20 protein-coding genes are annotated in these 25,592 nt (G+C 33.4%); 13 read left to right on the forward strand and 7 right to left on the reverse strand.

All coding sequences use genetic code 11. The features are described from left to right. Positions 1 to 63: 63 nt before the first annotated feature. The 3 genes from EDB96_RS08715 to EDB96_RS08725 form a co-directional block, all read right to left on the reverse strand. On the reverse strand, positions 64 to 1,848 hold the full coding sequence (locus EDB96_RS08715) for a chloride channel protein (protein WP_057116421.1): 1,785 nt from the start codon (positions 1,846 to 1,848) through the stop codon (positions 64 to 66). A 73-nt stretch (positions 1,849 to 1,921) separates the two neighbouring features. Beyond that, positions 1,922 to 3,607, reverse strand: a complete 1,686-nt coding sequence (gene ggt, locus EDB96_RS08720; RefSeq protein WP_134140183.1) for a gamma-glutamyltransferase — start codon at positions 3,605 to 3,607, stop codon at positions 1,922 to 1,924. Positions 3,608 to 3,640: 33 nt separating this feature from the next. Beyond that, the gene (locus EDB96_RS08725; protein WP_134140185.1) at positions 3,641 to 4,225 is read right to left on the reverse strand and encodes an ACP phosphodiesterase; all 585 of its coding nucleotides are present in this window, start codon (positions 4,223 to 4,225) and stop codon (positions 3,641 to 3,643) included. Between the two features lie 203 nt (positions 4,226 to 4,428). Between EDB96_RS08725 and glmM the strand changes: the two genes are divergently transcribed. After that, positions 4,429 to 5,817: a phosphoglucosamine mutase gene (gene glmM / locus EDB96_RS08730; protein WP_134140188.1), complete on the forward strand. Its 1,389-nt coding sequence runs from the start codon at positions 4,429 to 4,431 to the stop codon at positions 5,815 to 5,817. Positions 5,818 to 6,899: 1,082 nt separating this feature from the next. On the opposite strand, the gene EDB96_RS08735 is transcribed toward glmM, so the two are convergent. Together EDB96_RS08735 and EDB96_RS08740 are read right to left on the reverse strand one after the other, a co-directional pair. Then, positions 6,900 to 8,384 (reverse strand): cellulase family glycosylhydrolase, encoded by a 1,485-nt coding sequence (locus EDB96_RS08735; RefSeq protein WP_134140190.1) that lies wholly within the window; start codon positions 8,382 to 8,384, stop codon positions 6,900 to 6,902. 190 nt (positions 8,385 to 8,574) lie between these two features. Continuing rightward, positions 8,575 to 9,447 carry a lysophospholipid acyltransferase family protein gene (locus EDB96_RS08740; RefSeq protein WP_134140192.1) on the reverse strand — a complete coding sequence of 291 codons (873 nt, stop codon included), beginning with the start codon at positions 9,445 to 9,447 and terminating at the stop codon, positions 8,575 to 8,577. Between the two features lie 112 nt (positions 9,448 to 9,559). Between EDB96_RS08740 and EDB96_RS08745 the strand changes: the two genes are divergently transcribed. From EDB96_RS08745 to EDB96_RS08770, 6 genes are all read left to right on the forward strand, one after another. Further along, entirely contained in the window at positions 9,560 to 10,198 is a 639-nt protein-coding gene (locus EDB96_RS08745) for a rhomboid family intramembrane serine protease (RefSeq protein ID WP_134140193.1), read from the forward strand. 51 nt (positions 10,199 to 10,249) lie between these two features. Beyond that, complete coding sequence (locus tag EDB96_RS08750) at positions 10,250 to 10,939, forward strand: SIMPL domain-containing protein (protein ID WP_057116414.1); 690 nt, start codon at positions 10,250 to 10,252, stop codon at positions 10,937 to 10,939. 107 nt (positions 10,940 to 11,046) lie between these two features. After that, on the forward strand, positions 11,047 to 11,616 hold the full coding sequence (locus EDB96_RS08755; RefSeq protein WP_134140195.1) for a Crp/Fnr family transcriptional regulator: 570 nt from the start codon (positions 11,047 to 11,049) through the stop codon (positions 11,614 to 11,616). Positions 11,617 to 11,700: 84 nt separating this feature from the next. Continuing rightward, positions 11,701 to 12,090: a RidA family protein gene (locus EDB96_RS08760; RefSeq protein WP_134140197.1), complete on the forward strand. Its 390-nt coding sequence runs from the start codon at positions 11,701 to 11,703 to the stop codon at positions 12,088 to 12,090. A gap of 653 nt (positions 12,091 to 12,743) precedes the next feature. Continuing rightward, positions 12,744 to 13,661, forward strand: coding sequence for a type IX secretion system membrane protein PorP/SprF (locus tag EDB96_RS08765; RefSeq protein WP_134140198.1), 918 nt, complete (start codon positions 12,744 to 12,746; stop codon positions 13,659 to 13,661). Between the two features lie 11 nt (positions 13,662 to 13,672). Continuing rightward, on the forward strand, positions 13,673 to 15,604 hold the full coding sequence (locus tag EDB96_RS08770) for an OmpA family protein (RefSeq protein ID WP_134140199.1): 1,932 nt from the start codon (positions 13,673 to 13,675) through the stop codon (positions 15,602 to 15,604). 82 nt (positions 15,605 to 15,686) lie between these two features. Here the strand turns inward: EDB96_RS08770 and EDB96_RS08775 are convergent, their stop codons facing one another. Next, positions 15,687 to 16,466, reverse strand: a complete 780-nt coding sequence (locus EDB96_RS08775; protein ID WP_134140201.1) for a hypothetical protein — start codon at positions 16,464 to 16,466, stop codon at positions 15,687 to 15,689. A gap of 10 nt (positions 16,467 to 16,476) precedes the next feature. After that, complete coding sequence (locus EDB96_RS08780) at positions 16,477 to 16,869, reverse strand: two pore domain potassium channel family protein (protein ID WP_057116406.1); 393 nt, start codon at positions 16,867 to 16,869, stop codon at positions 16,477 to 16,479. Positions 16,870 to 17,082: 213 nt separating this feature from the next. On the opposite strand from EDB96_RS08780, the gene EDB96_RS08785 reads away from it, so the two are divergent. The 6 genes from EDB96_RS08785 to EDB96_RS08810 all read left to right on the forward strand — a co-directional run bounded on the left by EDB96_RS08785 (position 17,083) and on the right by EDB96_RS08810 (position 25,571). After that, on the forward strand, positions 17,083 to 18,414 hold the full coding sequence (locus tag EDB96_RS08785) for a TolC family protein (RefSeq protein ID WP_166669283.1): 1,332 nt from the start codon (positions 17,083 to 17,085) through the stop codon (positions 18,412 to 18,414). Between the two features lie 12 nt (positions 18,415 to 18,426). Further along, positions 18,427 to 19,488, forward strand: a complete 1,062-nt coding sequence (locus tag EDB96_RS08790) for an HlyD family secretion protein (RefSeq protein WP_134140203.1) — start codon at positions 18,427 to 18,429, stop codon at positions 19,486 to 19,488. Positions 19,489 to 19,490: 2 nt separating this feature from the next. Beyond that, entirely contained in the window at positions 19,491 to 21,059 is a 1,569-nt protein-coding gene (locus EDB96_RS08795) for an MFS transporter (RefSeq protein WP_134140204.1), read from the forward strand. 176 nt (positions 21,060 to 21,235) lie between these two features. Further along, on the forward strand, positions 21,236 to 23,509 hold the full coding sequence (gene katG / locus EDB96_RS08800) for a catalase/peroxidase HPI (protein ID WP_134140206.1): 2,274 nt from the start codon (positions 21,236 to 21,238) through the stop codon (positions 23,507 to 23,509). A 471-nt stretch (positions 23,510 to 23,980) separates the two neighbouring features. Beyond that, positions 23,981 to 24,538, forward strand: a complete 558-nt coding sequence (locus tag EDB96_RS08805; protein ID WP_057116401.1) for an RNA polymerase sigma-70 factor — start codon at positions 23,981 to 23,983, stop codon at positions 24,536 to 24,538. Between the two features lie 112 nt (positions 24,539 to 24,650). Beyond that, entirely contained in the window at positions 24,651 to 25,571 is a 921-nt protein-coding gene (locus EDB96_RS08810) for a FecR family protein (protein WP_134140208.1), read from the forward strand. The last annotated feature ends 21 nt before the right edge of the window (positions 25,572 to 25,592 follow it).

Below are 25,592 nucleotides of genomic sequence, written 5' to 3' on the forward strand. Positions count from 1 at the left end.
TAAATCATAACCAAATATAGTATATTCTGTATGAATATGTCTATTAATATTTTACCATAAAAATTATTCAATCGTCATAGAACGAAGTTTTGTTCTATAAGCTTCAAGTGCTATTGATTTGGAAATGAAGCCGTGATATTTGCCGTTTCTTAAAACAGGAAGAAATGCCGATTTCGATTTTTCAAATTTACTCATCACGATTTCCATACTGTCAAATGAAGAAATTGTAGCAGCTGGCGTTTTCATTACATCTTTAATCTGGGTATATTTTACGCGGTAAGCATTGAAAATAATTTCTCTAATATCATTAAAATGTACAACGCCGACTAAATCTTTATCATTGTTAACAACTGCGAAAACAACTTGGTTAGAATGTGAAATAAGATCGACCAATTTACTTAAATTTTCATCGGGATGAACGGTTAAATAATCACATTGAATGATGGTGTCGATATCTAAAGTTGAAAGAATATTAGAGTCTTTATTACTGGTAAAGGCGTGACCTTTTTTCGCTAATCCTTTTACGTCAAGCGAATATTTTTCGTAACGTTTAGAAATCGCAAAACTGATGGAAGATACTATCATAAGCGGAATCATTAATCCGTAACCTCCTGTTATTTCTGCAATCAAGAAAATAGCGGTCAAAGGAGCATGAAATAAACCACTCAAAATTCCAGCCATTCCGACCATCGTGAAATTGGTAATAGGAAGTTTTGATAAACCAATAAGTGTTATAAATTTAGAAAAGAAATAGCCTAAATAAGAACCTAAAAATAGAGAAGGAGCAAAGTTTCCTCCATTTCCACCACTTCCAATAGTTAATCCTGAAGCAAAAACTTTAACCATCATTGTGGCTCCCACAAAAAGAAGTAAAACCCATTGGTTGTTTCTAAAATCTGCAAACAAAGTATTGTCTAATAGTTTTCCAGGATCTGTTTCAGACAAAGTTTTGATACTTTCATATCCTTCACCAAACAACGTTGGAAAAATAAAAATTAATAAAGCTAAAAGCGATGAACCAATTAACGCTTTTTTGTATGGATTAATCTGCTGCTTGGAAAAATAATGCTCAACTCTCTGAAAATTTCGAGAATAATAAATAGCAACTAATCCCGTAAGAACACCTAAAACAACGTAAAAAGGAATATTATGAAAATCGAACGTTTCTTGCTTTTTAAAACTCAAAAGAATCGTTTCGTCTAAAACAATTGCGGAAACTAATGCACCTGTTGCAGCAGAAATCATAATGGGTGTAAAGGCAGAAATACTAACATCTACCAGTAAAACTTCAATAGCAAAAAGAACTCCAGCAATTGGAGCATTAAAAGCAGCTGAAATTCCAGCCGCAACGCCACAGCCAATTAATAATGTTCTGTCTTTGTACGGCAGTTTGTAATTTTGAGCGAAATTTGAACCAAATGCAGCTCCAGTAATCACAATCGGACTTTCTAAACCTGCAGAACCTCCCAAACCGACGGTTAAGGAACTGGTAACAATCTGAGCATACATCTGTTTTCTCGGAATAATGCTGGCTTTTTTTGCAACAGCATAAAGTATCTGTGAAGTCCCTTTTTGTATAGAGCCGTTAAGTACTTTTTTTACCACAAAAACCGTCAGTAAAATACCAACAATTGGCAGAATACTATTAATGAAACTTAGTTTTAAAATTCCGTTGATGTAAGTGGCAAAAGAAAATACGCTGTGAGCAAAAGTTTTTAAAACGATTACTGCTAAAGAGCATGAAATCCCAATTAAAACACTTGATAAAAAAATAAACTGCTTTGGAGTCATTAACGATTGCGCCAAAGCAATTATGCTTTCGAGTCTTCTGAAATATTTTTTTAGCATTAGGTTTTAAAAATTATCGTTCTTACAAAATTAGGCTATAATCTTAGATTAAAAAAATAAAAAGGCAGAACTATTAAAAACCAACGGCAGTATCATCTCCACGAAAATCAGCTCCGCCTTCAAGACTTTTATTTGGAAGAACTAAAATTGCATCCACTTTTCCGATTATAGGAGTTGGTTTTTCGTTGATTAGATAATTTTTAGCTTTAAGCTTGTCAATTGTTTTTGTTTCGAAGGTACTAGGTTCAAAAGTAATTAAATCGGGAAGCCACTGATGATGGAAACGTGGTGCATTTACAGCTTCCTGCATACTCAAATTATATTCGTAAACATTTAAAATGGTTTGTAAAACAGACGTAATAATGGTTGAACCTCCAGGAGTTCCTACAACCATAAATAATTTTCCGTCTTTCTCTACGATTGTCGGTGTCATTGAACTTAACATGCGTTTTTGCGGTGCAATGCTGTTGGCTTCATTTCCAACTAAGCCAAACATATTAGGAGAACCCGGTTTAGCGCTGAAATCGTCCATTTCATTGTTTAAGAAGAAACCTAATTCGTCACAATAGTATTTTGAACCGTAACCATCATTTAAAGTTGTAGTAGCAGCAATTGCATTTCCGAATTGGTCTACAATAGAGTAATGAGTTGTTTCTGTACTTTCGGCATAATTTACTTTTCCTTCTTTTATTTCAGAAGATAAAGTGGCTTTTTCTGGATTGAAACTAGCCATTCTATTCTGTAAATAATTTTTATCTAATAATTCTTTAATCGGAATTTTTACAAAATCTGGATCTCCTAAAAAGAAACTGCGGTCGGCATATGCTCTTCTTTCTGCTTCTACAATAACCTGAATAGATTCAGCTGTATTATGTCCCATTTTTGCTAAATCGTATGGCTCCAGCATTTTTAAAATTTGTGCCAGACAGATTCCTCCGCTGCTAGGAGGTGACATCGAAGTAATTTTTAAATCTTTATAAGTAAATTGAAGTGGTTTTCTCCATTTGGCTTCATATTTCGCTAAATCCTGAAGGGTAATAATACCGCCTTTTTTTTGAAGATAATCTACAAGAATTTTAGCCGTTTCGCCTTTGTAGAATTCATTTCTTCCTTTTTTCTGAATTCTTTTTAAAGTCTTAGCTAAAGCTGGATATTTAATAGTATCATTCTCTTTAAAATTTCCAGACAAGAGAGAAGTTTCTCCGTTTATCTTTATAATGCTTTCGTGATAATCTCTTAAGCTTTTTTCTTGTTTTTTGGTCACTACAACTCCTCTTTCTGCAAGAGCAATTACAGGTTCTAGAATTTTAGAAATTGGCATTGTTCCGTACTTTTTATGTACCGCAAAAACTCCGGCAATAGTTCCAGGAACACCAATAGCAAGAGCTGTTTCGGTACTTTTTCCTTTTATAACATTTCCTTGGCTGTCCAGAAACATATCTTTTGTTGCTGCCAAAGGTGCTTTTTCGCGGTAATCTAAAGAACCAACTTCTCCATTTGCTTTTCTATACACCATAAATCCGCCGCCACCAATATTTCCAGCAAAAGGGAACGCGACTGCAAGCGCTAATTCGGTTCCTACCATGGCATCAAAAGCATTGCCGCCTTTTTTCATAATATCGGAACCAATTTTAGAGGCTTCTTCGCGTGCAGAAACGACCATTGCTTTTGTGACAACTAATCCCGTTGGTGCTGTATTTACCTGCTGTGCATTGCTGCTAATATAAATAAGGGCTATTAAAAGCGTAATTTTTTTCATGTGTGTAATCATTTTGTAAATGAGAAAAAGCAGTTAAAGAGAAATCAATTTTGCTTTTGCTTGTATTTTTATTTCTTCAAAAAATGAAGTAAATTCTTCTTCAAATTCGTCGTAAAATTCATTAAGTTCTTCTATCGCATACTGCATTTTAGAAATGTTTTTGGATCTTCGATCCATCTGTGTTAGAATCTGGTGAATCCCCTCTGTAGTTCTGTAACTTAAAAGCCAGTTTCTTTCGATCATATAAGGCATTAGTCCTTGTGTTTTTTCGGTCAGAATACTATAATTATCATGTAAAGAGTTATAGAATCGATTAATAAAACTTTCTAATTTTTCTTCCGAATAATTACTCCAGTTTTTGGCCAGAAAATGATCGTAAACGATATCTACAATAACTCCCGAATAATGGTGGTATCTATCGTGTAAGCGTTTGGTACTTTTTCTGAAAATATCGTGAGAATCGGTATAAGTATCAATGAATCGATGCAGTAAAATTCCTTTTTGGACATCTTCGGGAAAATGCTCAAATTGTTTCCCGCGAATTCCATCGGCCATAAAATTTCCAATTTTGATCAAATCATTTTCTCCAGAAAGATATATGTGGGCTAAGAAATTCATTTTTTTGAGTTGCTAAGATTCTTAGAGGCTAAGTTTCTAAGTTATTTTAGTAAATGTATAAAAACTTTTTTAAATCATTTTGTTATAAAATTGTGTTCTTTCAAAGCAAAACCGTACTGCAATTTCAAATTCTTAGAAATTTACTGCGGGAGTAACTCAGTAACTTTTCTATATTTGTAATAAAATAACCCTAACTCACAAAAATGACTCTAATAAAATCTATTTCTGGAATCCGTGGGACGATCGGAGGAAAAGTAGGAGATAATTTAACTCCTGTTGATGCGGTAAAATTTGCGTCGGCATACGGAACTTTCTTAAAAAATAATATTTCTAAAGATAAATTGACAGTTGTAATTGGTCGCGATGCCAGAATTTCTGGGCCAATGATTCACAACTTAGTAGTAAATACTTTAATTGGTTTAGGGATCAATGTAATCGATCTTGGACTTTCGACAACTCCAACGGTTGAAGTTGCCGTACCTTTGGAAAAAGCCGATGGCGGAATTATTTTAACGGCGTCGCATAATCCAAAACAATGGAATGCTTTAAAATTATTAAATGCAAAAGGAGAATTTTTAAGCGGTGCAGATGGTGCAAAAATCCTTGAAATTGCTGAAGCTGAAGCTTTTGATTTTTCGGATGTTGATAGTTTAGGTGAAATTATACCAAACGATGCTTACATGGATATTCATATTGATGAAGTTTTAAACTTACCATTGGTAGATATCGAAGCGGTAAAAGAAGCTAAATTTAAAGTGGTTGTAGATGGTGTAAATTCTTCTGGAGGAATTATTATTCCAAAACTTCTTAAGCAAATGGGAGTTGAAGTGGTAGAATTATACTGTGAACCAAATGGACATTTCCCTCACAATCCAGAGCCTTTAAAAGAGCATTTAACTGATATTTCTGAATTGGTTGTAAAAGAAAATGCAAATTTAGGAATTGTTGTCGATCCAGATGTTGACCGTTTGGCTTTTATCAGCGAAGATGGTGAAATGTTTGGGGAAGAATATACTTTGGTTGCCTGTGCAGATTATGTTTTGAGTAAAACGCCAGGAAACACAGTTTCAAACATGTCGTCTTCTCGCGCATTGCGTGATGTAACTGCAAATCATAACGGAAGTTACGAAGCAAGTGCAGTAGGAGAGGTGAATGTTGTTGAATTGATGAAGAAAAACAATGCTGTAATTGGCGGTGAAGGTAACGGCGGAATTATTTATCCTGAATTACATTACGGACGTGACAGCTTGGTTGGAGTTGCTTTGTTCTTAACGCATTTGGCTAATAAAAAAATGTCGGTTTCTGCATTGAGAGCTTCTTATCCAGAATATTATATGAGCAAAAATAAAATTGAATTAACACCTCAGATTGATGTTGATGCAATTTTAACTCAAATGACACAGAAATATAAAAATGAAGATATTTCGACAATTGATGGTGTGAAAATTGATTTTGCAACAGAATGGGTTCATTTAAGAAAATCGAATACAGAACCAATTATCCGTATTTATACAGAAGCACCTTCTCAAGATGCTGCAGATAAATTGGCTCTTCGTATTATTGATGAGATTAAAGTAATAGCTGGAATCTAAGATTTTAGTTTTTTTATATATTCAAAGGGTTGTCTTAAGTAAAGACAGCCCTTTTTTTTAAATCAAACGTTCCTACGGAACGTGAAATCTGTTGCTATTATAATTTTTCTACCGACGAGATGTTCCTACGGAACAATATTTACAGTATTTTACTCAATTTTTTTAGTTTTATTTACGGTCATCATTCCGTAGGAACATCTCGTCGGTAGAAAAAAAATAGCACATGCATGTATACGTTCCATAGGAACGTTTGAGATTAGATTGTTAAAAATGCGGTCAAAAATCAAACGTTCCTACGGAAAGTGAAATTTGGTGACGTTATATTTTTTTTCTACCGATGAAATGTTCCTACGGAACAAATATTTTTACAATGTTCACTCAACTTTTTACTTTTTATATTTACGGTTATCATTCCGTAGGAATGTTTCGTCGGTAGAAAAAAAAAATAGCACATGCATGTATACGTTCCATAGGAACGTTTGAGATTAGTATTGTTAAATATGCTGTCAAAAATCAAACGTTCCTACGGAACGTGAAATCTGGTGACGTTATATTTTTTTTCTACCGATGAAATGTTCCTACGGAACAAATATTTTTACAATGTTCACTCAACTTTTTAGTTTTTATATTTACAGTTATCATTCCGTAGGAATGTTTCGTAGGTAGAAAAAAAAATAGCACATGCATGTAGACGTTCCGTAGGAACGTTTGAGATTAGATGTTAAAAATGCGGTCAAAAATCAAACGTTCCTACGGAACGTAAAATCTGATACTATTATTTTTTCTACCGACGAAATGTTCCTACGGAACAATATTTACAGCATTTTTACTCAATTTTTTTAGTTTTATTTACGGTCATCATTCCGTAGGAATGTTTCGTCGGTAGAAAAAAAATAGCACATACATGTAGACGTTCCGTAGGAACGTTTGATATTAGATTGTTAAAAAGGAGGTCAAAAATTCAGACGTTTCTACGGAACGTGAAATCTGGTACTATTATAATTTTTTCTACCGATGAAATGTTCCTACGGAACAAATATTTATAGACGATTTTAATTTCTAAAAATTGAAGAATTAATATCTTAGTTTTTAATAATCTTAATTGATTTTTCAATTTTACCATAAACAGCATTTACAATATAAACCCCTTTTGGTAATTTGTCACCAATTTTTACTTCTTGATTGGTAAAATAAGCATCTGAAGAAAAAACGGTATTTCCATTCATATCCACAATTTTTAATTTTACTGACTCAGTTTCTACCGATTTGATATGAAGAATAGAATGATTTTTTATTGGATTTGGATAAACTGTAAAACTGTTTTTTTCCAGTTCAGATTCTCCAACACCAAGATTAGCGGCAACAACATCAATATAATTAAAATTGATATCGTTTGATTTGAATTTTATTTTCAAGTAAACTTCACCTTTTGGTAATGCAACTCCGTTTACAACTTTGTCTCCATAAGTCTGCCAGTCGCCAGTTGGCGGAAAGGTTTCGTCTGTTTTAACAATTACATCATTTACAAGTATATCAAATTTTCCAGTATTAACGGGTGAAGCAACTCTAAAAGTCAAATTATATGTTCCAGCATCAGGAACATTTAGCATAAATTCATTCCAGTCTCCATCATTGATAAAACAAACATTTTGCCCCGTGTTAGAGTCTAACGTTGCCTGTAAGCCGGTTCCTTTTCTTCTATAGTGTTTGTTTGCTACAACACGGCCGGGAACAGTTATTTTTTTTGTTGTATAAGGGACATTGATATATTCAATTCCAATTGGTCGTAGAACACCGCTTGTGGAACTTAATAATTGTCCTTCTAACATATCTGTCCAAGTAGGATTTACTCTTCCAGTATACCATGAGTAACGGAAAATATCAGGATCATTTTCAAAATTGGTTAAAATAGTTTTCATAAAAGCTGTTTTATCAGCAGCACTTTGAATAACTCTATTGGCAAATTCAGTAATCCAAAGCGGACGATTGAATTTCTTTAAAAGTCCGGTAACACCAATTACAGAACCTGCAGTGTCATCATACGTGTGAAATGCAATATAATCGACTTTGCAGTTTGGACATAATTGAAAAAACTGATTGTGCCAAACTACAGGATCTTGGTAACCTCCATAATTGTTTGGACCGTTATAAGCTGGAGATGCGCTTACAATTTCCAGGTTTTTTGCAGCAGCAATTTTTTCAATATTTGGCCACGCATTAACAGCTTCCTGCGGTGTTAATCTTGCGCCGTCGGTGAAATTTGGTTCGTTAAAAGCGAGAAGATATTTCGCTCCTGGTTTTATTTTATTGATGAAAGTCTGAACTTCTGCATCGCTGACTTTTCCCCATGCCATTGGGACAAACTCAACTCCAAGTGATTCGTAATTTGCGTTTAAAGCCGCATCAGGTTCTGGCGACCAATTGTACCACCAAGAAAGGCCAGGTTTTAAGGCCAGCATATCTGCTTCTGAATGATATCCGTAGGCAATTCCTCGTTTGGGACTTTGAGCAGAAATGCTGAGATTTAGAAACAGTAATAAAACTGTAAATAGTAATTTTTTGATCATGGTTAATGATTTTTTTGTTTTTTTGATAATTAGAGAAGATCAAATTTATATCGTTTCCCTTTTTAATCAATCTAAAAAAATCATTACAAAAACACATCAAAATACTTATAGAATGCGTTTTATGAAATTCGAAGGTAGTATTAAAGGAAAAATCCGAAAAGCAAATGCTGCATTTCGGATTTTTAAATTTTTATTTAACTCGATGTTTCCATCTTTTATGTGTCCATAAATAAAATTCTGGTGTTTCAAGAATTTGCTTTTCGACTTCCTTTAAATACATTTCTGTAATTTCAAAATCTTCAAAATCTTTCGGATTATCAGCAAGAGAAAGAAAAGTTGCTTCATAATATCCTCTTCTCACTTTTTTTACTTTAACCATTATAACCGCAAGATCATATTTTTTAGCCAGCATTTCAGCGCCTGTATGAACTGGAACTTCTATACCTAAAAATTTCATCGAGTGAAAAATTCTATCCAATTTAGGCGATTGATCACTTGCCAAACCATACATGCTTAAAACTCCATTGCGCTGGTTTTGTGCCATTGTCGGAATTGCTTTTCTGGTTTCAATCATTTCGGTATTGTATTTAGAACGAATTTTTCGAACTAATTTATCAAAATACGGATTGGCCAATTTTTTATAAACAGCAATTCCTTGAAATCCAAGTTTTGGATTAATGGTTAAAAGCCATTCGTAACTTGCATAATGTGAAGCAACAAGAATTACGCTTTTTCCTTTTTTAGCATAATCTAAAACGAGATCAATATTGGTTACATGAAATCTCTTTTCCATTTCTTCTGGAGAAATACTCATGGTTTTAATCATTTCTAAAAACATATCGCACATATGTTTGTAGAATTTTTTCTCGATATCTTTTCTTTCAGCGTCACTTAAATGTGGTAAAGTAAGCGCTAGGTTCTCACGAACAACTTTTTTACGATATCCTATAACTCTGTACACTAGAAAATATACAAAATCTGAGAATAAGTAAAATAATCGAAAAGGAAGTATAGAGATTAGCCAAAGCAAAGGATAGGCTAGAATATAAACGAGAAACTGCATGTAATTTTTTTTTACAAAGATAAATCAAAAATGATTAATGATTGATATTTTGCTTTCTTACGCACTTATGTTTTAGAATGATTATCTTTACAATTCACAATAATTATAATTTATGAATATCATTTTAGCAGGGATTATCGTTGCCAACGCTGTTATTAGTTACAAAGGTTTTAATGATCTTTCTTTTTTTAGAAAATACGAATTTCATGTAGGAAGTATTCGTTCGGGCGAACAAATTAGAATGCTGTCTTCTGGATTTCTGCATGTAGATATGATGCATTTAATATTTAATATGCTGACACTTTACTTTTTTGCACCAGTTGTTATAGGCTGGCTTAGTACCTTCTCTTTTATTCTTATTTATTTCGGAAGTTTAATTTTCGGAAATCTTCTTACCATGTTATTCCATAAAAATGATTACAGTTATCGCGCTGTTGGTGCTTCGGGAGCTGTAACGGGAGTTTTGTATTCTGCTATATTGCTGCAGCCTGACATGATGCTGGGAATATTTTTTATAATTCCAATGCCGGCTTATATTTTTGGAATCTTATATTTATTGTATTCTATTTACGGAATGCGCGCCAAAAATGATAACATAGGTCACACGGCACACTTTGGAGGTGCTATAGGCGGCTATTTGATTACTTTGATCAAACAGCCTTCTTTATTTACAGATCAAACCCTAATGGTAATCCTGCTTGCCATTCCGATTTTGATACTTTTTGCAATGGCAAAATTGGGAAAATTATAATGCTGGCATAACTTTTGAAAAGCTTTTACTAAATATTAAAATTTAACAAAAATGAAAAAACTAGTATTATTTTTAACAATCATGTTTATGACTATGTCTTACGGCCAAGAAATCAAACAAATACCTCTAATCAACGTGAATGGAGAAGGAAAAGTAAAAGTAGCGCCTGATCAGGTTTGTATTTCAGCTTCGGTTGAAACAAAAGGGAATAATGCTAAAGACGTTAAAAAACAAAACGACGAAAAGATGGATGCTGTTTTAAAATTCATCAAAAAAATGAATATCCCAACGGCAGATTTCAAAACAAAACAAGTTGCTCTTAATCCGCAGTACGATTATGAGAAAAAGAAAACTTCTTATAACGCAACTCAGACTGTAGAGATTATTGTAAAAGATTTGTCTAAATATGACGAATTAATGGAAGGTTTGGTACAGCAGGGAATCAATCGTATTGACAGAGTTTCTTTTGAGTCATCTAAATTAGCACAATACCAATCTGAAGCTAGAAAATTAGCGATGAAAGATGCTAAAGTAAAAGCAGAAGAATATGTTTCTGTTTTAGGACAAAAAGTAGGTAAGGCGTTTACAATTTCAGATAACTCTCAGATTTACACTCCGAGACCAATGTATGCAGCAATGAAATCAATGGAGATGGATGCAGCTGGAGCTTCAAACGAAACTTTGGCAATTGGCGAAATCGAAATTACTGCAAATGTAAGTGTGAGTTTTGTTTTAGACTAAACGATATAAAATTCAAATTTTTAAAATCCAAATTCCAATTTAATTGGGATTTGGATTTTTTTGTTTTAAAAAGCTTTCATTTATATTTACACAAAAAGTAACTTCTAATGAATAATCCAGAGCAATTTTTAAAAGCGCATATTGAGAAAGTAGTTCCATTAGCGGATGATGAAGCTGCTTTTATTATATCTCATTTTGAGTTAAAAACTTTTCAAAAAGGCCAATTTATTATAGAAGAAGGAAATGAAGTTTCCGATGTAAATTTTGTAGTTTCTGGATTAGTCAAATTAGTTTATGAAGACAAAGATGCCAAGAAACATATCGTTTCTTTTGCAATGGAAGACTGGTGGGAAACCGACTTTCAGGCTTTTTATACCAAAAGTAAAGCAACACTATCCTTAGAATGTATTGAAGACACAATTGTGTATAGCTTATCTTTGGAAAACTTCGAAAAACTTTGTTCGGAAATACAGAAGATGGAACGTTTTTTTCTCCGAAAATCTATTGCTGGTCATATTGGATCACAAACAAGAATATTGTCATTTCTAACTTCAAATGCACGCGAAAGATACGAACAGTTATTGCTCAAAAATCCAGCTTTGCTGCAACGTGTTCCTAAAAGCTCTTTAGCCTCTTATATTGGGGTTTCGCGCGAGACGCTGAGCCGTTTATTTTAATAATTCAAAATTGTGATGTTTATCACGCCCTGGAAAACAAAGCCTTTCTGATTTTTGCATCTAATTAATTTAAAAATATAAAAGATGGAAAAACGAACAATAAATCCTTGGAAATGGCAGGGCGCCAGAAGCTATGTTCAAGCTGTAGAAGTGAGTAACGTAAAAGGAACTTTGTATGTTTCTGGTCAAACGGCTATTGATGATAATGGCGTTTCTAGTGATGCTGATATACGTACTCAATTGATACAAGCAATCGAAAATTTAGAAAAAGTAATTAAAGAAGCTGATTACGAATTAACAAATATTGTTAGACTTAATATCTATACAACAGAAAGTACTACGTTATTTGAAAATTTCGATGTTTTACAAAATTGGATTCAGAAGAACGAAATAAAACAATCGAGTACAGTTCTGGAAGTAAAAACTCTTTTTGAAACTTTAAAAGTCGAACTTGAGGCAACTGTAGTAAAGTAGATTTTTAATTTATTTCTAATTATAATATACAATGAAAGTCCTAATAAATACTAGGGCTTTTTTTGGAAATTTTTATTGGATACTATAATGGTCATTTATATAAGTTTTTTATTAATAATGAAAAATTAAAATTTTGATTGCTAGTGTTTTAAAATTTTATTACTTTTACAAAACTTTAATTAAATAGGATTGTCTTATAAGTATTATTTCAATTAATTAGTTCAAAAAATCCTTATTTAATTTATTCAAGCCATTCAAATCTAATAAGTTTTATAGAGACCTATAATTTTTTTCATGCCGTCTCTTTGTACATGTCTTCTTAAAAGCATGTAATTTCTTTTATCATTTATTGTAACCTCTAATTCACTCTTTTTAAACTTATAGCGGTTTGTCTAAAGTGTTTTACTTATCTGCCTCAGATTTCTGTCTTTAGTTTTTATTTCTATTATAAATAAATTGTTTGATAATCCTAATAATTGAACTTATGAAGAATAAATTACTCTCTTTACTTTTATTTTCAGGCTATTATGCCAATCGCATTGCAAATCACTTTGTATACTTTGCTAGTATTCGGTACGGCAATTTTTCCACTTAAATTATTTAAGACTTACTTCCAGGTAATAGAAAAAAATAGTAATAATAAATATTCTATTATGAAAACAACATTATTTTCTTTCATTTTGATGTTTACAGCAATTGCAAATTACGCTCAGCAAGATGCGCAGTACACGCAGTATATGTACAACACAATCAATATCAATCCTGCTTATGCCGGATCGCGGGGAGCTTTGAGTATTTTTGGATTATATCGTACCCAATGGGTGGGTCTTGATGGTGCTCCGGAAACAAGCAGTTTCTCTATTAATACCCCAATTAACAATAGCAAATTAGGGGTAGGCTTATCAGTAGTAAACGATAAAATTGGACCTACTAATGAGAACAACTTTTCGGTAGACTTGTCTTATACTGTTCAAACTTCGGCAGATTTCAAACTCTCTTTTGGAATAAAAGGAACAGCTAATTTGTTTAATCTCGATATTAATAAATTGAATCCAGAAGATCAAGGCGATCCGCAGTTTCAGGACTTAGACAATAAATTTTCGCCAAACGTTGGAGCAGGAATCTATTGGCATTCTGACAAAGCCTATATCGGATTATCTGTTCCTAATTTCATAGAAACCAATCGTTATGACGATAATGATGTTGCCATCTATAAGGATAAAATTAATTATTATTTAATGGGAGGTTATGTCTTTAATCTAGACAAATATCAGGACATTAAATTTAAGCCAGCAGTATTGGGTAAAATGGTGCAAGGTGCTCCATTGCAAGTAGATATTTCGGCTAATTTTATGTTCATTGATAAATTTGTGGTAGGTGTGGCGTACAGATGGAGTGCTGCGCTTAGTGCTATGGCAGGTTTTCAAATAACCGACGGTTTGTATATTGGTTATGGCTATGATCGTGAAACTACTCGTCTGAACAACTATAACTCAGGCTCACATGAAATATTCCTGCGTTATGAATTCTTCAAAAACAATAATAGAATGACAACCCCTCGATTCTTCTAAAAATATTTATTATGAAAAAAGTTATACTCATTTGTACAATAATAAGTGTTTTTTTTCAAGGTTATGCTCAAGAGAAAAAAGTAGCCTTGGGAGATAAAAACTATAATAGTTATGCCTATATCGATGCTATTAAGACTTATGAGCGCGTAGCAGATAAAGGATACAAATCTGAAGATATGTTTAAAAAGCTGGGGAATTCCTACTACTTCAATTCTGATTTTGAAGGCGCTGCTAAATGGTATGGTGAACTTTTTGCTATGAACCCTTCTCCTGAAGCTGAGTACTATTACAGATATGCACAATCACTTAAATCAATAGGTCAGATCGAAAAAGCAAATAAAATGCTGGCAGAATTCAGCGCTAAGTTTAATAATGACAGCAGAGGAAAATTATACAAAGAAGACAGTAATTATCTTAACCAAATCAAAAACAATTCAGGGCGTTATAAAATTGAAGATGCAGGAATAAATACCAAATATTCTGATTATGGATCGTTTGTGTATAATAATAAAATATACTTTGCATCTGCAAGAGATACAGGTAATTTCTCGCAGCGTAAGCATCAATGGACAGGAGAATATTTCACTAATTTATATTTTGCAGATATTGACCCAGCAACCAATGCAAGTTCTAAAGTTAATAAGTTTAAAACCTCTTTAAATACCAAATTTCATGAATCTTCCCCAGCTTTTACCAAAGATGGAAAAACGGTTTATTTCACAAGAAATAATTTTATAAATGGTAAAAAAGGTAAAGATGAAAATAAAATTACTTTAGTAAAAATATACAAGGCTACTCTCGAAAATGATAAATGGACAAATATAACAGAACTTCCTTTTAACAGCGACAATTACAGTACAGCACATCCAGCTCTAAGCGATGATGAGAAAACGCTTTACTTCGCATCAGACAGGCCGGGAACACTTGGTCAGTCGGATATTTATAAAGTAAGTATCAATCCTAACGGAGGATATGGGCCAGCTGAAAATCTGGGAAATACCATAAATACAGAAGGCAAGGAAACTTATCCATACGTTACAAGCGAAAATGAAATCTATTTTGCGTCGGATGGTCATCCTGGACTAGGCGGATTAGATGTTTTTGTGGGGAAAATTGAAGATGATGGAAGTATAAGCAATATTCAAAATGTAGGTGCTGATATTAATTCTCCCAAAGATGATTTTGCTTATATCATTGATCCAGTTTCGAGAAGAGGATATTTCAGCTCGAATAAAGATGGCGGACAAGGCTCTGATGATATTTATAAATTTCTTGAAACCCGAAAACTACAATGTATTCAAGGATTAGAAGGTACAATAACTGATGCTGCAACCGGCAGTATTCTTTCTGGTGCAAAAGTAACATTGTATGAAGGTCAGATTGTTAAGAGTACCATAGTTTCTGATGGTTCAGGAAATTATTCTTTTCCTGTAGAATGCGGTAAAACGTATAATGTAAGAGCAGAAAACACAGATTATACGACTAAAGAAGTAATGGTGACTATAGATAGAGTAACAGGAAAAACCACCCTGCCAATTGCTTTGGATAAAGCCACTTGCAAGGTTACTGTTGGCGATGATTTAGGAAAATGTTTTGATATTAAAATGATTTATTTCAAATTGGACAAATCAGATATTCAAAGGGAAGCAGCGCTAGATCTAGAGAAGATTTTGGATGTTTTAAATAATAATCCAACAATGAAACTCGATATTCGTTCACACACCGACAGCAGAGCCAGCAATAAATACAATCAGGCTTTATCTAATAGAAGAGCCGAATCAACTATAAAATGGCTGATTAAAAATGGTATTAATGCCAATAGATTAACTGGAAAAGGGTATGGCGAAACCCAGTTAGTAAATGGATGTACTGATGGAGTAAAATGTTCAGAAGAACAGCATCAAGCCAACAGAAGAAGCGAATTTATTATTTCACAATTATAATATTTTAATTGAAATAAAAACAATAAAAAAGTCCTAATGAAAATTAGGACTTTTTGTTATATGGTGTATTATAGCTTTTTAATTACTGAAAATTTTTCCTCAAGTCAATTATAGTTTGATTAGGAACATCTAGGTTAACAAAACCTCTGCGCGGTCTGTCTAGATCTAAAGTAAATAGAACTACTAAAGAAACCAAAATACAAAATCCAATTTGTACAAGCCAGTCAATTTTTCCTTTACGTCCCTCAGAATAACCTCCATAAAATGAAATTATTACAGCCAGAAAAAACAGCATGACTAAGATACTCTGAGGAACTTTTGCCTTTTCTCCAGAAAGCCGGGTAGTAGTTACATCAATCATATCATTTAAAGCAGGAATCATTTGCTGCGTTGCAGCTAGATTAGCTGGATCTTTAGAAAGTGAAGTTGCACGTTTCCATAATTTAGCCGAGATAATTTGCGATAAGCTGTCGGCTTTTAAAATCCCTTTTGCATCTGGGCCTGCCGTATAATAAGAAATTCGTGTTTCTACATAATCTTTAAAATCTTTACGAAATAAAGCTCTAGTCGTGTCCGGATATAAATCAGCTCGCAATATGGCAGTACCAATAATATTTGCTTCTTCTACAACAACCTTTCTTCGTGAATCATAGCGTTCGCCGCTCATACCAAATGTAAATGCAAGTAAGAAAAAAAGCAAAGCAATGAGAGCCGAAGTTTCTGGCGGTTTTTCTTCAGTTTGATTTTTATTATGAATGTAATTTCCAATTTGTTTTCCAACAAAGCTTGAAATAAGCATCAATGCAAAAAGGAGGAGAGCAATTACCCAGGCTTCGGTATGCTCTAATGTATTTGAATTCATATTTTATTCATTAAAGTCCAGCTTCTTTTCTTGCTTTTTTAAGCGCTTTTTTTTCAGCTTGTTTTTTTTCAAATTCTTCATGAGCAGCAATAATTGTTCTTCCTGCTTCAAGTACAAAAATTAGATATACACCAACACCTATAAAAATGTATATAATATTAAAAACAACACCAATAGTGGAAAAAGTAATTTCATGATCGTACGGACTATTCATAGAAAGTGTTCCTACGGAATAAGCCAATGCTTTAAGAAAAGGCAGGTGTTCTACCAGCCAAAAAAACATTGTACCAACCAAAATTAAAACGAAAAGTAAAAATCCTAGGGTTCGAAATGTCTTGTCATTTCTCAATCTTTTAACAATATCTACAATGAATTTTCCCGTTAAAGCAAGTTCTATAAGCATCGTGTTTTGATTTTAAGTTACTCAATATTAGTGATTTATTTTTATATACAGAAATATTTACTATATTTATAATGAAAAAAATTAACAAAATTTTATGTTAATCCTTTAAAATCAACCCATACAAGCCTAAATATCCAGATTCCTTCTTTTAAACGGTTTTAAGTTTAGAATACTTTTTGAAAATCAACGCGTTAAATTATATTAATGAATTATATGTTGAACAAAAAAATACGACTTCTCTATTTGTTTTTGATTTTGACCTTCTTTAGTACTTTGCCAATTTTTTCTCAGGGAGACAGTCTCGACCATTCACGAACAATTCTACTGGAAGAAGCACTTTTATTAGGAATCCAGAATAATAGGCAGCTTAAAATGGTAACTGTAGATGCGGCAATTGCAAATGAAAATGTAAGCCAGGCCAAAATTGGTAAGGCCCCTCGTATCGCGCTGAATGGTGGTTATACTTATATTGGAAATCCAAAACTATATGAAGGTTTTTACGAAAACAGTATAACAGTAGATTATTTTAATCATCAAGCATTTGCCAATATTATTACTTCAATGCCAATTTATAATGGAAGTTTAATTAATAGAAAAATTGAACAGCAGAAAATCCTGAGCCAGATGCAGGAATCAGCAGTAAAAATGACGCAGGCAGAAGTAAAGAATGCCATTACAACTTATTATTTTACGCTTGAAAAATTATACAAACAAATTGAAGTAACGAAACAAAATATTATAAACACTGATCTTAGAATTAAGCAACTAAAATCTCGTGTAGAGAATGGACAAAATTTAAAAAGCGATTTGCTTAGAACAGAATTGCAACAATCTAATTTTAAAGTTTCGGTTTTTAAAAATACAAACGATATAGAATTAGTAAGCAACTATTTAGATGTTTTGATAGGTATTCCAACTAATACAATTCTAAAACCTCAAATAGATAAAAGCGGTGTTCCATTTGAAGAAATAAAATTGCAAGAAAGTATTTCCCAAGCTTTCCAGAATAGAGAAGAAATCAAGCGCGCGGAAATTGGCATTCAATTATCAGAATCGACTTTAAACATCTCAAAAAGCGGATTTTCGCCAAGTATAAATGCTAATCTTATTTTAAATACAGAATATCCTGCACAATGGCCAAACTATGTCAATATTATTAATTATTGGGCAGCTGGACTTTCTTTAAATTGGGATGTTTCAAGTTTTTATAACATTAAACACCGCATAAAAGGAGATAAACTTCAAATTGAAAAAAGCAATGTTGCTCTTGATGCAGCCAAAAACCAAATTGAAAGCGAAGTAAAAACGGCATATGTTAAGTATGAGGAAAGTAAAAGAAATATAGCGACTTACAAAAAAGATGTAGAGCTGTCATTAAGTAATTATAAAATTGTAAAAAGCAGATATGATAATGATTTTGCCTTAATAAGCGATATGGTTGATGCTGAACTGCAATTGAATAATTCAAAAATCTCACTTGTCAATGCGAATTTAGATTTAATCATTCAGTATTATTCCCTGCAATTTGCGATGGGTAAACTTTAAAATTAGAATAGTATGAGCGAAGAAAATAAACCAGCTGAAGGAATTCAAAAGGATAAAAAGAGAAATACGATTTTAACTATTATTTCTTTTGTTTTTTTAGCTGCTGGAGGGCTTTGGATTTTGAGTTTGTTTTTTGATTTCAGCAATTACGAAACGACCAATAATGCTCAAGTTGAGGCTTATATAAGTAACGTTTCAGCAAGGGCATCTGGACACATTGCCGCAATTCGGTTTGAAACCAATCAGGTAGTGCACAAAGGAGATACACTCGTAATTTTGGACGATTCAGAATATTTAATTAAAGTGAGCCAAGCCGAAGCAGATCTTGCAATTGCAGTTGGAAACCTTCATTCATTAGAGCAAACCATAATTACTTCATCTTCAAATCAATCTGCAGCAAAAGAAAAATTAGCAGGCGATTTGGCCAGTCTTGAAAAAGCACAAAAAGATTACCAAAGATTCAAAAATATGTATGCAGATTCTGCCGTTACGCGTAATCAATATGATCAAGTAGTTTCAAAATTAAGATCAGAAGAAGCTTATTTAAAAGCAGGTAAAAAAGGATTAGACGCAAATAATTCTGTAACAAAGCAAAGTAACATCAATCTCGAAGCAGCGAGAGCTACAGTCGCGCGTAAAAAAGCTGATCTTGAAGCAGTAAAATTACAATTATCGTATACCAATATTATTGCTCCCGCAGATGGTATAGCTGGAGAGCGCAACTTATCAATTGGCGAATTAATAAATGCCAATCAAGTCATTGCAACAATTGTATTGAATCAGAAATTATGGGTTTCGGCTAATTTTAAGGAAACACAAATCAGAAAAATTAAAATAGGACAGCAGGTAGTTATAACAATTGATGCTCTTGGTGAAAAAGAGTTTAGAGGGAAAGTTACCGGCTTTTCTCCAGCAACAGGTGCTAAGTTTTCGATGGTTGAGCCAGATAATGCAACAGGAAACTTTGTCAAAATAACGCAGCGAATTCCAGTTAAAATTGAATTTGAGTCAGAACCTAAAGATTTAGAAGAAGTAAAACCGGGAATGAACGTAACAGTAGAAGTAAAAAAATAAATATGTTTGCAGGAAAAAAAGGAAGCGTTTTTACACTCGTAGGATTATATATCTTAACCATTCCTTTTTTTAATGGATTGAATGTCACAACTTACGACAATTCTCAAGTTTTAGGACATTTTGGTGCATCGACTACTGTTTTTACGTATTCTATTTATATTCCAATTTTTGTCATGCTGGCTTTTATGCCTTTAGGATTAAAATTGGGCAAGCAGATTAAGGTGCGGACAATGATTTTGTCAGCTGCATTTTTATCCATTATATTCAATACTGCTTCCTTATTTGCTTCAAGTATAGAATGGTTTACCTTTTGGCGTTCGCTTTTAGGAATTGTTTCAGTAATTGGAATTTTTGCTTCAATGGTGCCAATTTTATTAAAATACAATCCAGCTTTTAATATGGCATTGCTGTACGGAATTCTTCAATTCATTCAAAAAGGAAGCCAGCATGTTTACCAATATTTAGGAGCACATTTTACTAGTTTTTATAATTGGACATTTGGCATATATTTTCTGAACGTCAATTTTTTAATCTGTATTCTTCTGGCGTGGTATTTTTACAAAGCAGATGTTGCTCCAATGAAAACCAAATTTCAATTTGACTGGCGCGGATGGATTATTATGATTTTATTTTTCACCGTTATTCTCTTTCTATGCGCGGAGGGGCAAAGCAGAAATTGGTTTAACGATCCTAAAATTAATTTAGCTGCAGCTTTATTATTGATTCTAATTGGCATTTACCTAATACATGTGCGTTTTACAGATGATCCTATAATTGATCCCGACGTTTATCGTTTTAAAAACGTAATTATTGGCACTTTTTTAATGTTCTATATTGGTGTAATTAACGGAACAGGAAGTGTTGTAACAGGTTATATGACCAATATTTTAGGTTTTGATGCTGTTTCAGGAGCCAGAACACATTTAGCATTATTAATAGGATTATGTATTTCTATTCCTCTATCGACTTATCTTTTGTTTAAGAAAATTTACCTTGCCACTATTTGGATTATGGGATTTGCATGTTATGGATTTTATCATATCATTCTTTTTTTTCGGTTTTATCCCGGAATAGATTCTTCAGATTTTTTTCTTCCTTTAATTTTTAAAGGACTCGGAATTGGTTTTCTTTTCCCAATTTCTCTTCTTTATATTTCCGAAGGAGTTCCTCCAAAACTAAGCGCATCTAGAATGATGAGCGGAATTATTGCCCAAGCGGTTTTTGCAGGTTTATTAGGAAGTGCCATTTTAGGGACTTTTATCTCAGGTTTAAATATACAGCATAAAACAGGTCTTAACCAGCAATTAACAGAATTAAACCAAATGGCGCAGAAGCAACTAGCAAATTCCAAAAGGAATTTTCTCTATATGGGATTATCCGAAACGGAAGCACAAAAAAAGGCAGAAAAAACTCTTTCGAACAAAACTTCGCAAGCTTCCATATTACTAGCATATAAGGATATTTATCTTGTCATGTCGGCAGTTTGCTTTTTTCCTGTTTTAATTATTTTAATATTTAAACTTTGGCGAAGACCACTCAGAAGAGTAGATGTAGAACCAATACCAATCTAGCTGTCAATAACTTTAGCTAAAATTGAAATTAGGTTATGAAGACAAGAGTGGAATGATATGTAAAGTTTATTTTAATACAATAGATTTTATCTATAAAATAAAAAATATTTATTATTCAAACCAATGGAATTCTCTTTGTATAGTTTGTAATTTAGTAAAAATAAAAAAAAGCAATTATGGATAATCAATCGAATGACATCAGCAAATGCCCTTTTCATAATGGGAGCATGGATAAGGAAGCAGCAACAGGCACAAAAAATCGTGACTGGTGGCCAAAGCAGCTAAAAGTAAATATCCTGAGACAGAATTCAGCTTTATCAAATCCGATGGATAGGGATTTTAATTATGCTGAAGCATTTAAAACTCTTGATCTTGAGGCGGTAAAAAAAGATTTACATGAACTCATGACTGATTCACAAGATTGGTGGCCCGCAGATTTTGGTCACTATGGAGGTCTTTTTATCCGAATGGCGTGGCATAGCGCTGGAACTTACAGAGTACATGACGGACGCGGTGGAGCAGGAGCAGGACAACAGCGTTTTGCGCCGCTTAACAGCTGGCCAGATAACGTAAGCCTTGATAAAGCCAGAAGATTATTATGGCCGATAAAACAAAAGTATGGTCAAAAAATTTCTTGGGCAGATTTAATGATCTTAACTGGAAATGTTGCTTTGGAATCAATGGGCTTTAAAACATTTGGTTTTGCAGGAGGAAGAGCAGATGTATGGGAACCAGATGAATCAGTTTATTGGGGTTCTGAAACTACATGGCTTGGCGGTGATGAACGTTATAAAGATGGTTCTGAAGGTGTGCCAAAAGATCATGGAGTTGTATCGTCAGATGATGATGCAGATGGTCATATTCACAGCAGAAATCTAGAAAAACCTCTTGCCGCTGTACAAATGGGGCTTATATATGTAAATCCGGAAGGTCCAGACGGAAATCCAGATCCTATTGCTGCGGCAAAAGATATTAGAGATACTTTTGGACGTATGGCAATGAATGATGAAGAAACAGTAGCATTAATTGCGGGAGGACATACTTTTGGTAAAACTCACGGTGCAGCTTCTTCTGACCATGTTGGTAAAGAACCAGAAGCAGCAGATTTAGGACTTCAAGGTTTTGGATGGAAAAATAGTTTTGGTTCAGGTAAAGGTCCTGATGCCATTACAAGTGGACTAGAAGTAACATGGACAACAACTCCAACACAATGGAGCAATAACTTCTTTGAAAATTTATTTGGTTTTGAATGGGAACTTTCTAAAAGTCCTGCAGGTGCACACCAATGGGTAGCTAAAAATGCTCCAGAAATTATTCCTGATGCTTTTGATGCTAATAAAAAGCATTTGCCAACAATGCTTACTACTGATTTATCGCTGAGGTTAGATCCAGAATATGAAAAAATATCACGACGCTTTTTAGAGAATCCAGATCAGTTTGCTGATGCCTTTTCACGTGCATGGTTTAAATTGACACATCGTGATATGGGACCACGTGCACGCTATCTAGGACCTGATGTTCCGCAGGAAGAATTATTGTGGCAGGATCCTATTCCAGAAGTAAATCATAAATTAATAGATGAGAATGATATTGCTCAGCTAAAAGAAAAAATATTAAATACCGGATTAAGCACATCTCAATTGGTTGCAACAGCATGGGCTTCGGCTTCTACTTTTAGAGGATCTGATAAACGTGGTGGTGCAAATGGAGCACGTATAAGACTAGAGCCGCAAATTGACTGGGAGGTAAACAATCCAACGCAGCTTAGACAGGTTTTAAACCAATTAGAAACTATACGCGTAGAATTTGACAATGCTCAAATCGATGGAAAAAAAGTTTCTTTGGCAGATTTAATAGTTTTAGCAGGTGCTGCAGCAGTTGAAAAAGCCGCAAAAGAGGCAGGAAGTACAGTTGTTGTACCTTTTACTCCAGGTCGTATGGATGCATCATCAGAACAAACAGATGTTGAATCATTTGGATATTTAGAGCCAAAAGTAGATGGTTTTAGAAATTACAGAAAAACAAAATCACCAGTTTCAACAGAAGAACTTCTTATTGATAAAGCAAATTTATTAACCCTTACAGCACCTGAGCTAACAGTACTTTTAGGAGGACTACGCGTGCTGGACATTAATACAGATGGTTCAAAAAATGGTGTATTTACACATCGTCCGGGAAAATTGACGAATGACTTCTTCATAAATCTGCTTGATATGAATACACAATGGCAGGCTGTTTCAAATGATAAGGAGCTGTACGCAGGAAACGATCGCGCAACAGGTCAGCCAAAATGGATTGGTACACGCGCAGATCTTGTTTTTGGTTCTAATTCAGAATTAAGAGCTGTAGCAGAAGTGTATGCAAGTACAGATGCACAAGAAAAATTTGTAAACGATTTTGTTGCAACATGGAATAAAGTAATGAATTTAGATAGATTCGATTTAGTGTAAAACAAAAAATTAATTTTACAATTGCCCCCAAAAAGTTTGCTGCTTATTGGGGGCATTTTTTTATAAAAAAAATTAAAACAGCTATGATTTAACCTTCCGTGCGCTTAGAGCCTTTAATTTTTTGTTAAGCACTTTTTTATCATTCAAACCTCAAAAAAAGCTTTTTTATAAGAGAAGGATTATTATAAAAGAGAGACCATTCTATTTTTTACTTCAAATACTTCATAACCTTATTTTACAGGTAACTTTTAGTTTCAAATGTTAATAATATGTTTCGTTTTAAGACCGTTTTATTAATGTAAACGTAACCTTTTCGACCTACCCTCATCTTTAATTTTGAAGACATATAAAAAGAACCTAATACTTTGTATATGTCATTTTTGAAACAACACGAACATTATCAACACGAAATCAGAAGAAATGCTGCAGACTGCATTTTTCATTTGATTATTCATGCCAAAATAATGTACAATGTATAAGAAGTTTACAGACGAAGAACTTGTCGAACTATTAAGAAACGGCAAAGACAAAGCTTTTGATGAACTCTATTTTAGATATCGAGACATACTTGTTCGATTTGTATACCTCAGAATGAAATCGGTAGCAATATCAGAAGAAATTGTTCAGGAAGTTTTTACCAGTATCTGGGAACGACGCAAGACAATTGTCATTCAAAAAAGTTTTGCGGCTTATATCTACACTTCGGTTCGTTATATGACATTAGATTATATAAAATCTCATACAGTTGCAGACCAATATGTACAAGAAGTTTTGGATAGAAATACTGTTTCGTATGGCAGTCATAATGCAACAGAAGATTCTATTTATTACGACGAACTGCAAAAAGCAGTTGATAAGGCAGCAATGCTACTTCCTAAAAAATCAAAAGAAGTTTTTATTCTAAGCAGGGTAAAACATTATACCAATAAAGAAATCGCTGAGGAACTGAATGTTTCAATAGAAACGGTAAAGTATCATATTACTTATGCGCTCAAATTTATGCGCACTTATTTGGGCGAGTTCAATTAAAAGTGAAATCAAAATTAAGGTTTCATTTTTTTCTTAACAGAAGCGTAACCTTGCGCGCCTACCGAAAATTACAATTCCAAAGACATACTATTAAAGACATAAAGAAATTATAATGCCTGATAAATTAAGACAAGAAATAAAACATTTTTTAGAAGGAAAGTATTCTCCAAAAGGACAAGAAATGTGGAATAAATGGTACGATCGTACTGATGATTTTTTTGAAAAAATGGAAATGATACAATCAGATCGTTCGAAACTAAAAAAAGAGTTACGTCAAATTAAGAAAACCAATAATGTTATTGCTCTTCAATATAAAAACTGGGCGGTTGCTGCCTCTTTGGTTTTTCTAATCGGATTATCAGTGTTTTTTTATCAGTCATCTCATTCAATTGAAAACACACAATTAGCCGTAAAACTGGGCGAACATGCTCAAGTAAAATTGAGTGATGGAACGCAGATATGGCTGAATGCCGGAAGTGTTTTAAAATATCCAAAAGAATTTAAAGGAGATACAAGAGAAGTATATCTCTCTGGTGAAGCTTTTTTTGATGTAGCCAAAGACAAAAAACATCCTTTTATCATTCACACCAATAAAATGGATACCAAAGTTCTGGGAACCAGTTTTAATGTACAGGCATATCCAGACCAAACAACCCAGGAAGTTTCAGTTTTAACTGGAAGAGTGAACGTGAAATCTACCGTTACAGAAGAGAATGTATATGTAACTCCTGGCCAAAAAGTGGTATTTAAATCACACAACAATAAGCTTCAGGCTTTTAAAGATATTCCAGTGAATACAATTTCACTATGGCGAAAAAATATTATGGTTTTTGAAGATACGCCTCTGCCCGAAGTTGTTGCCACAATTAACCGCAATTATAATGTGGCTATCGAAATCAAAAATCAAAAATTAAATGCTTTAAAGATAAGCGCCTATTTTAAAGAACTGCCTGCCGATCAGGTGATTGGGTTGGTGTGTAATATCATCAATGCCGATTATAAAATGGATTCGGGTATTTATAAAATAGAGTAATTCTTCAGCACATTAAAAATA

It is taken from the genome of Flavobacterium sp. S87F.05.LMB.W.Kidney.N, from assembly GCF_004366435.1.
GTDB lineage: Bacteria > Bacteroidota > Bacteroidia > Flavobacteriales > Flavobacteriaceae > Flavobacterium.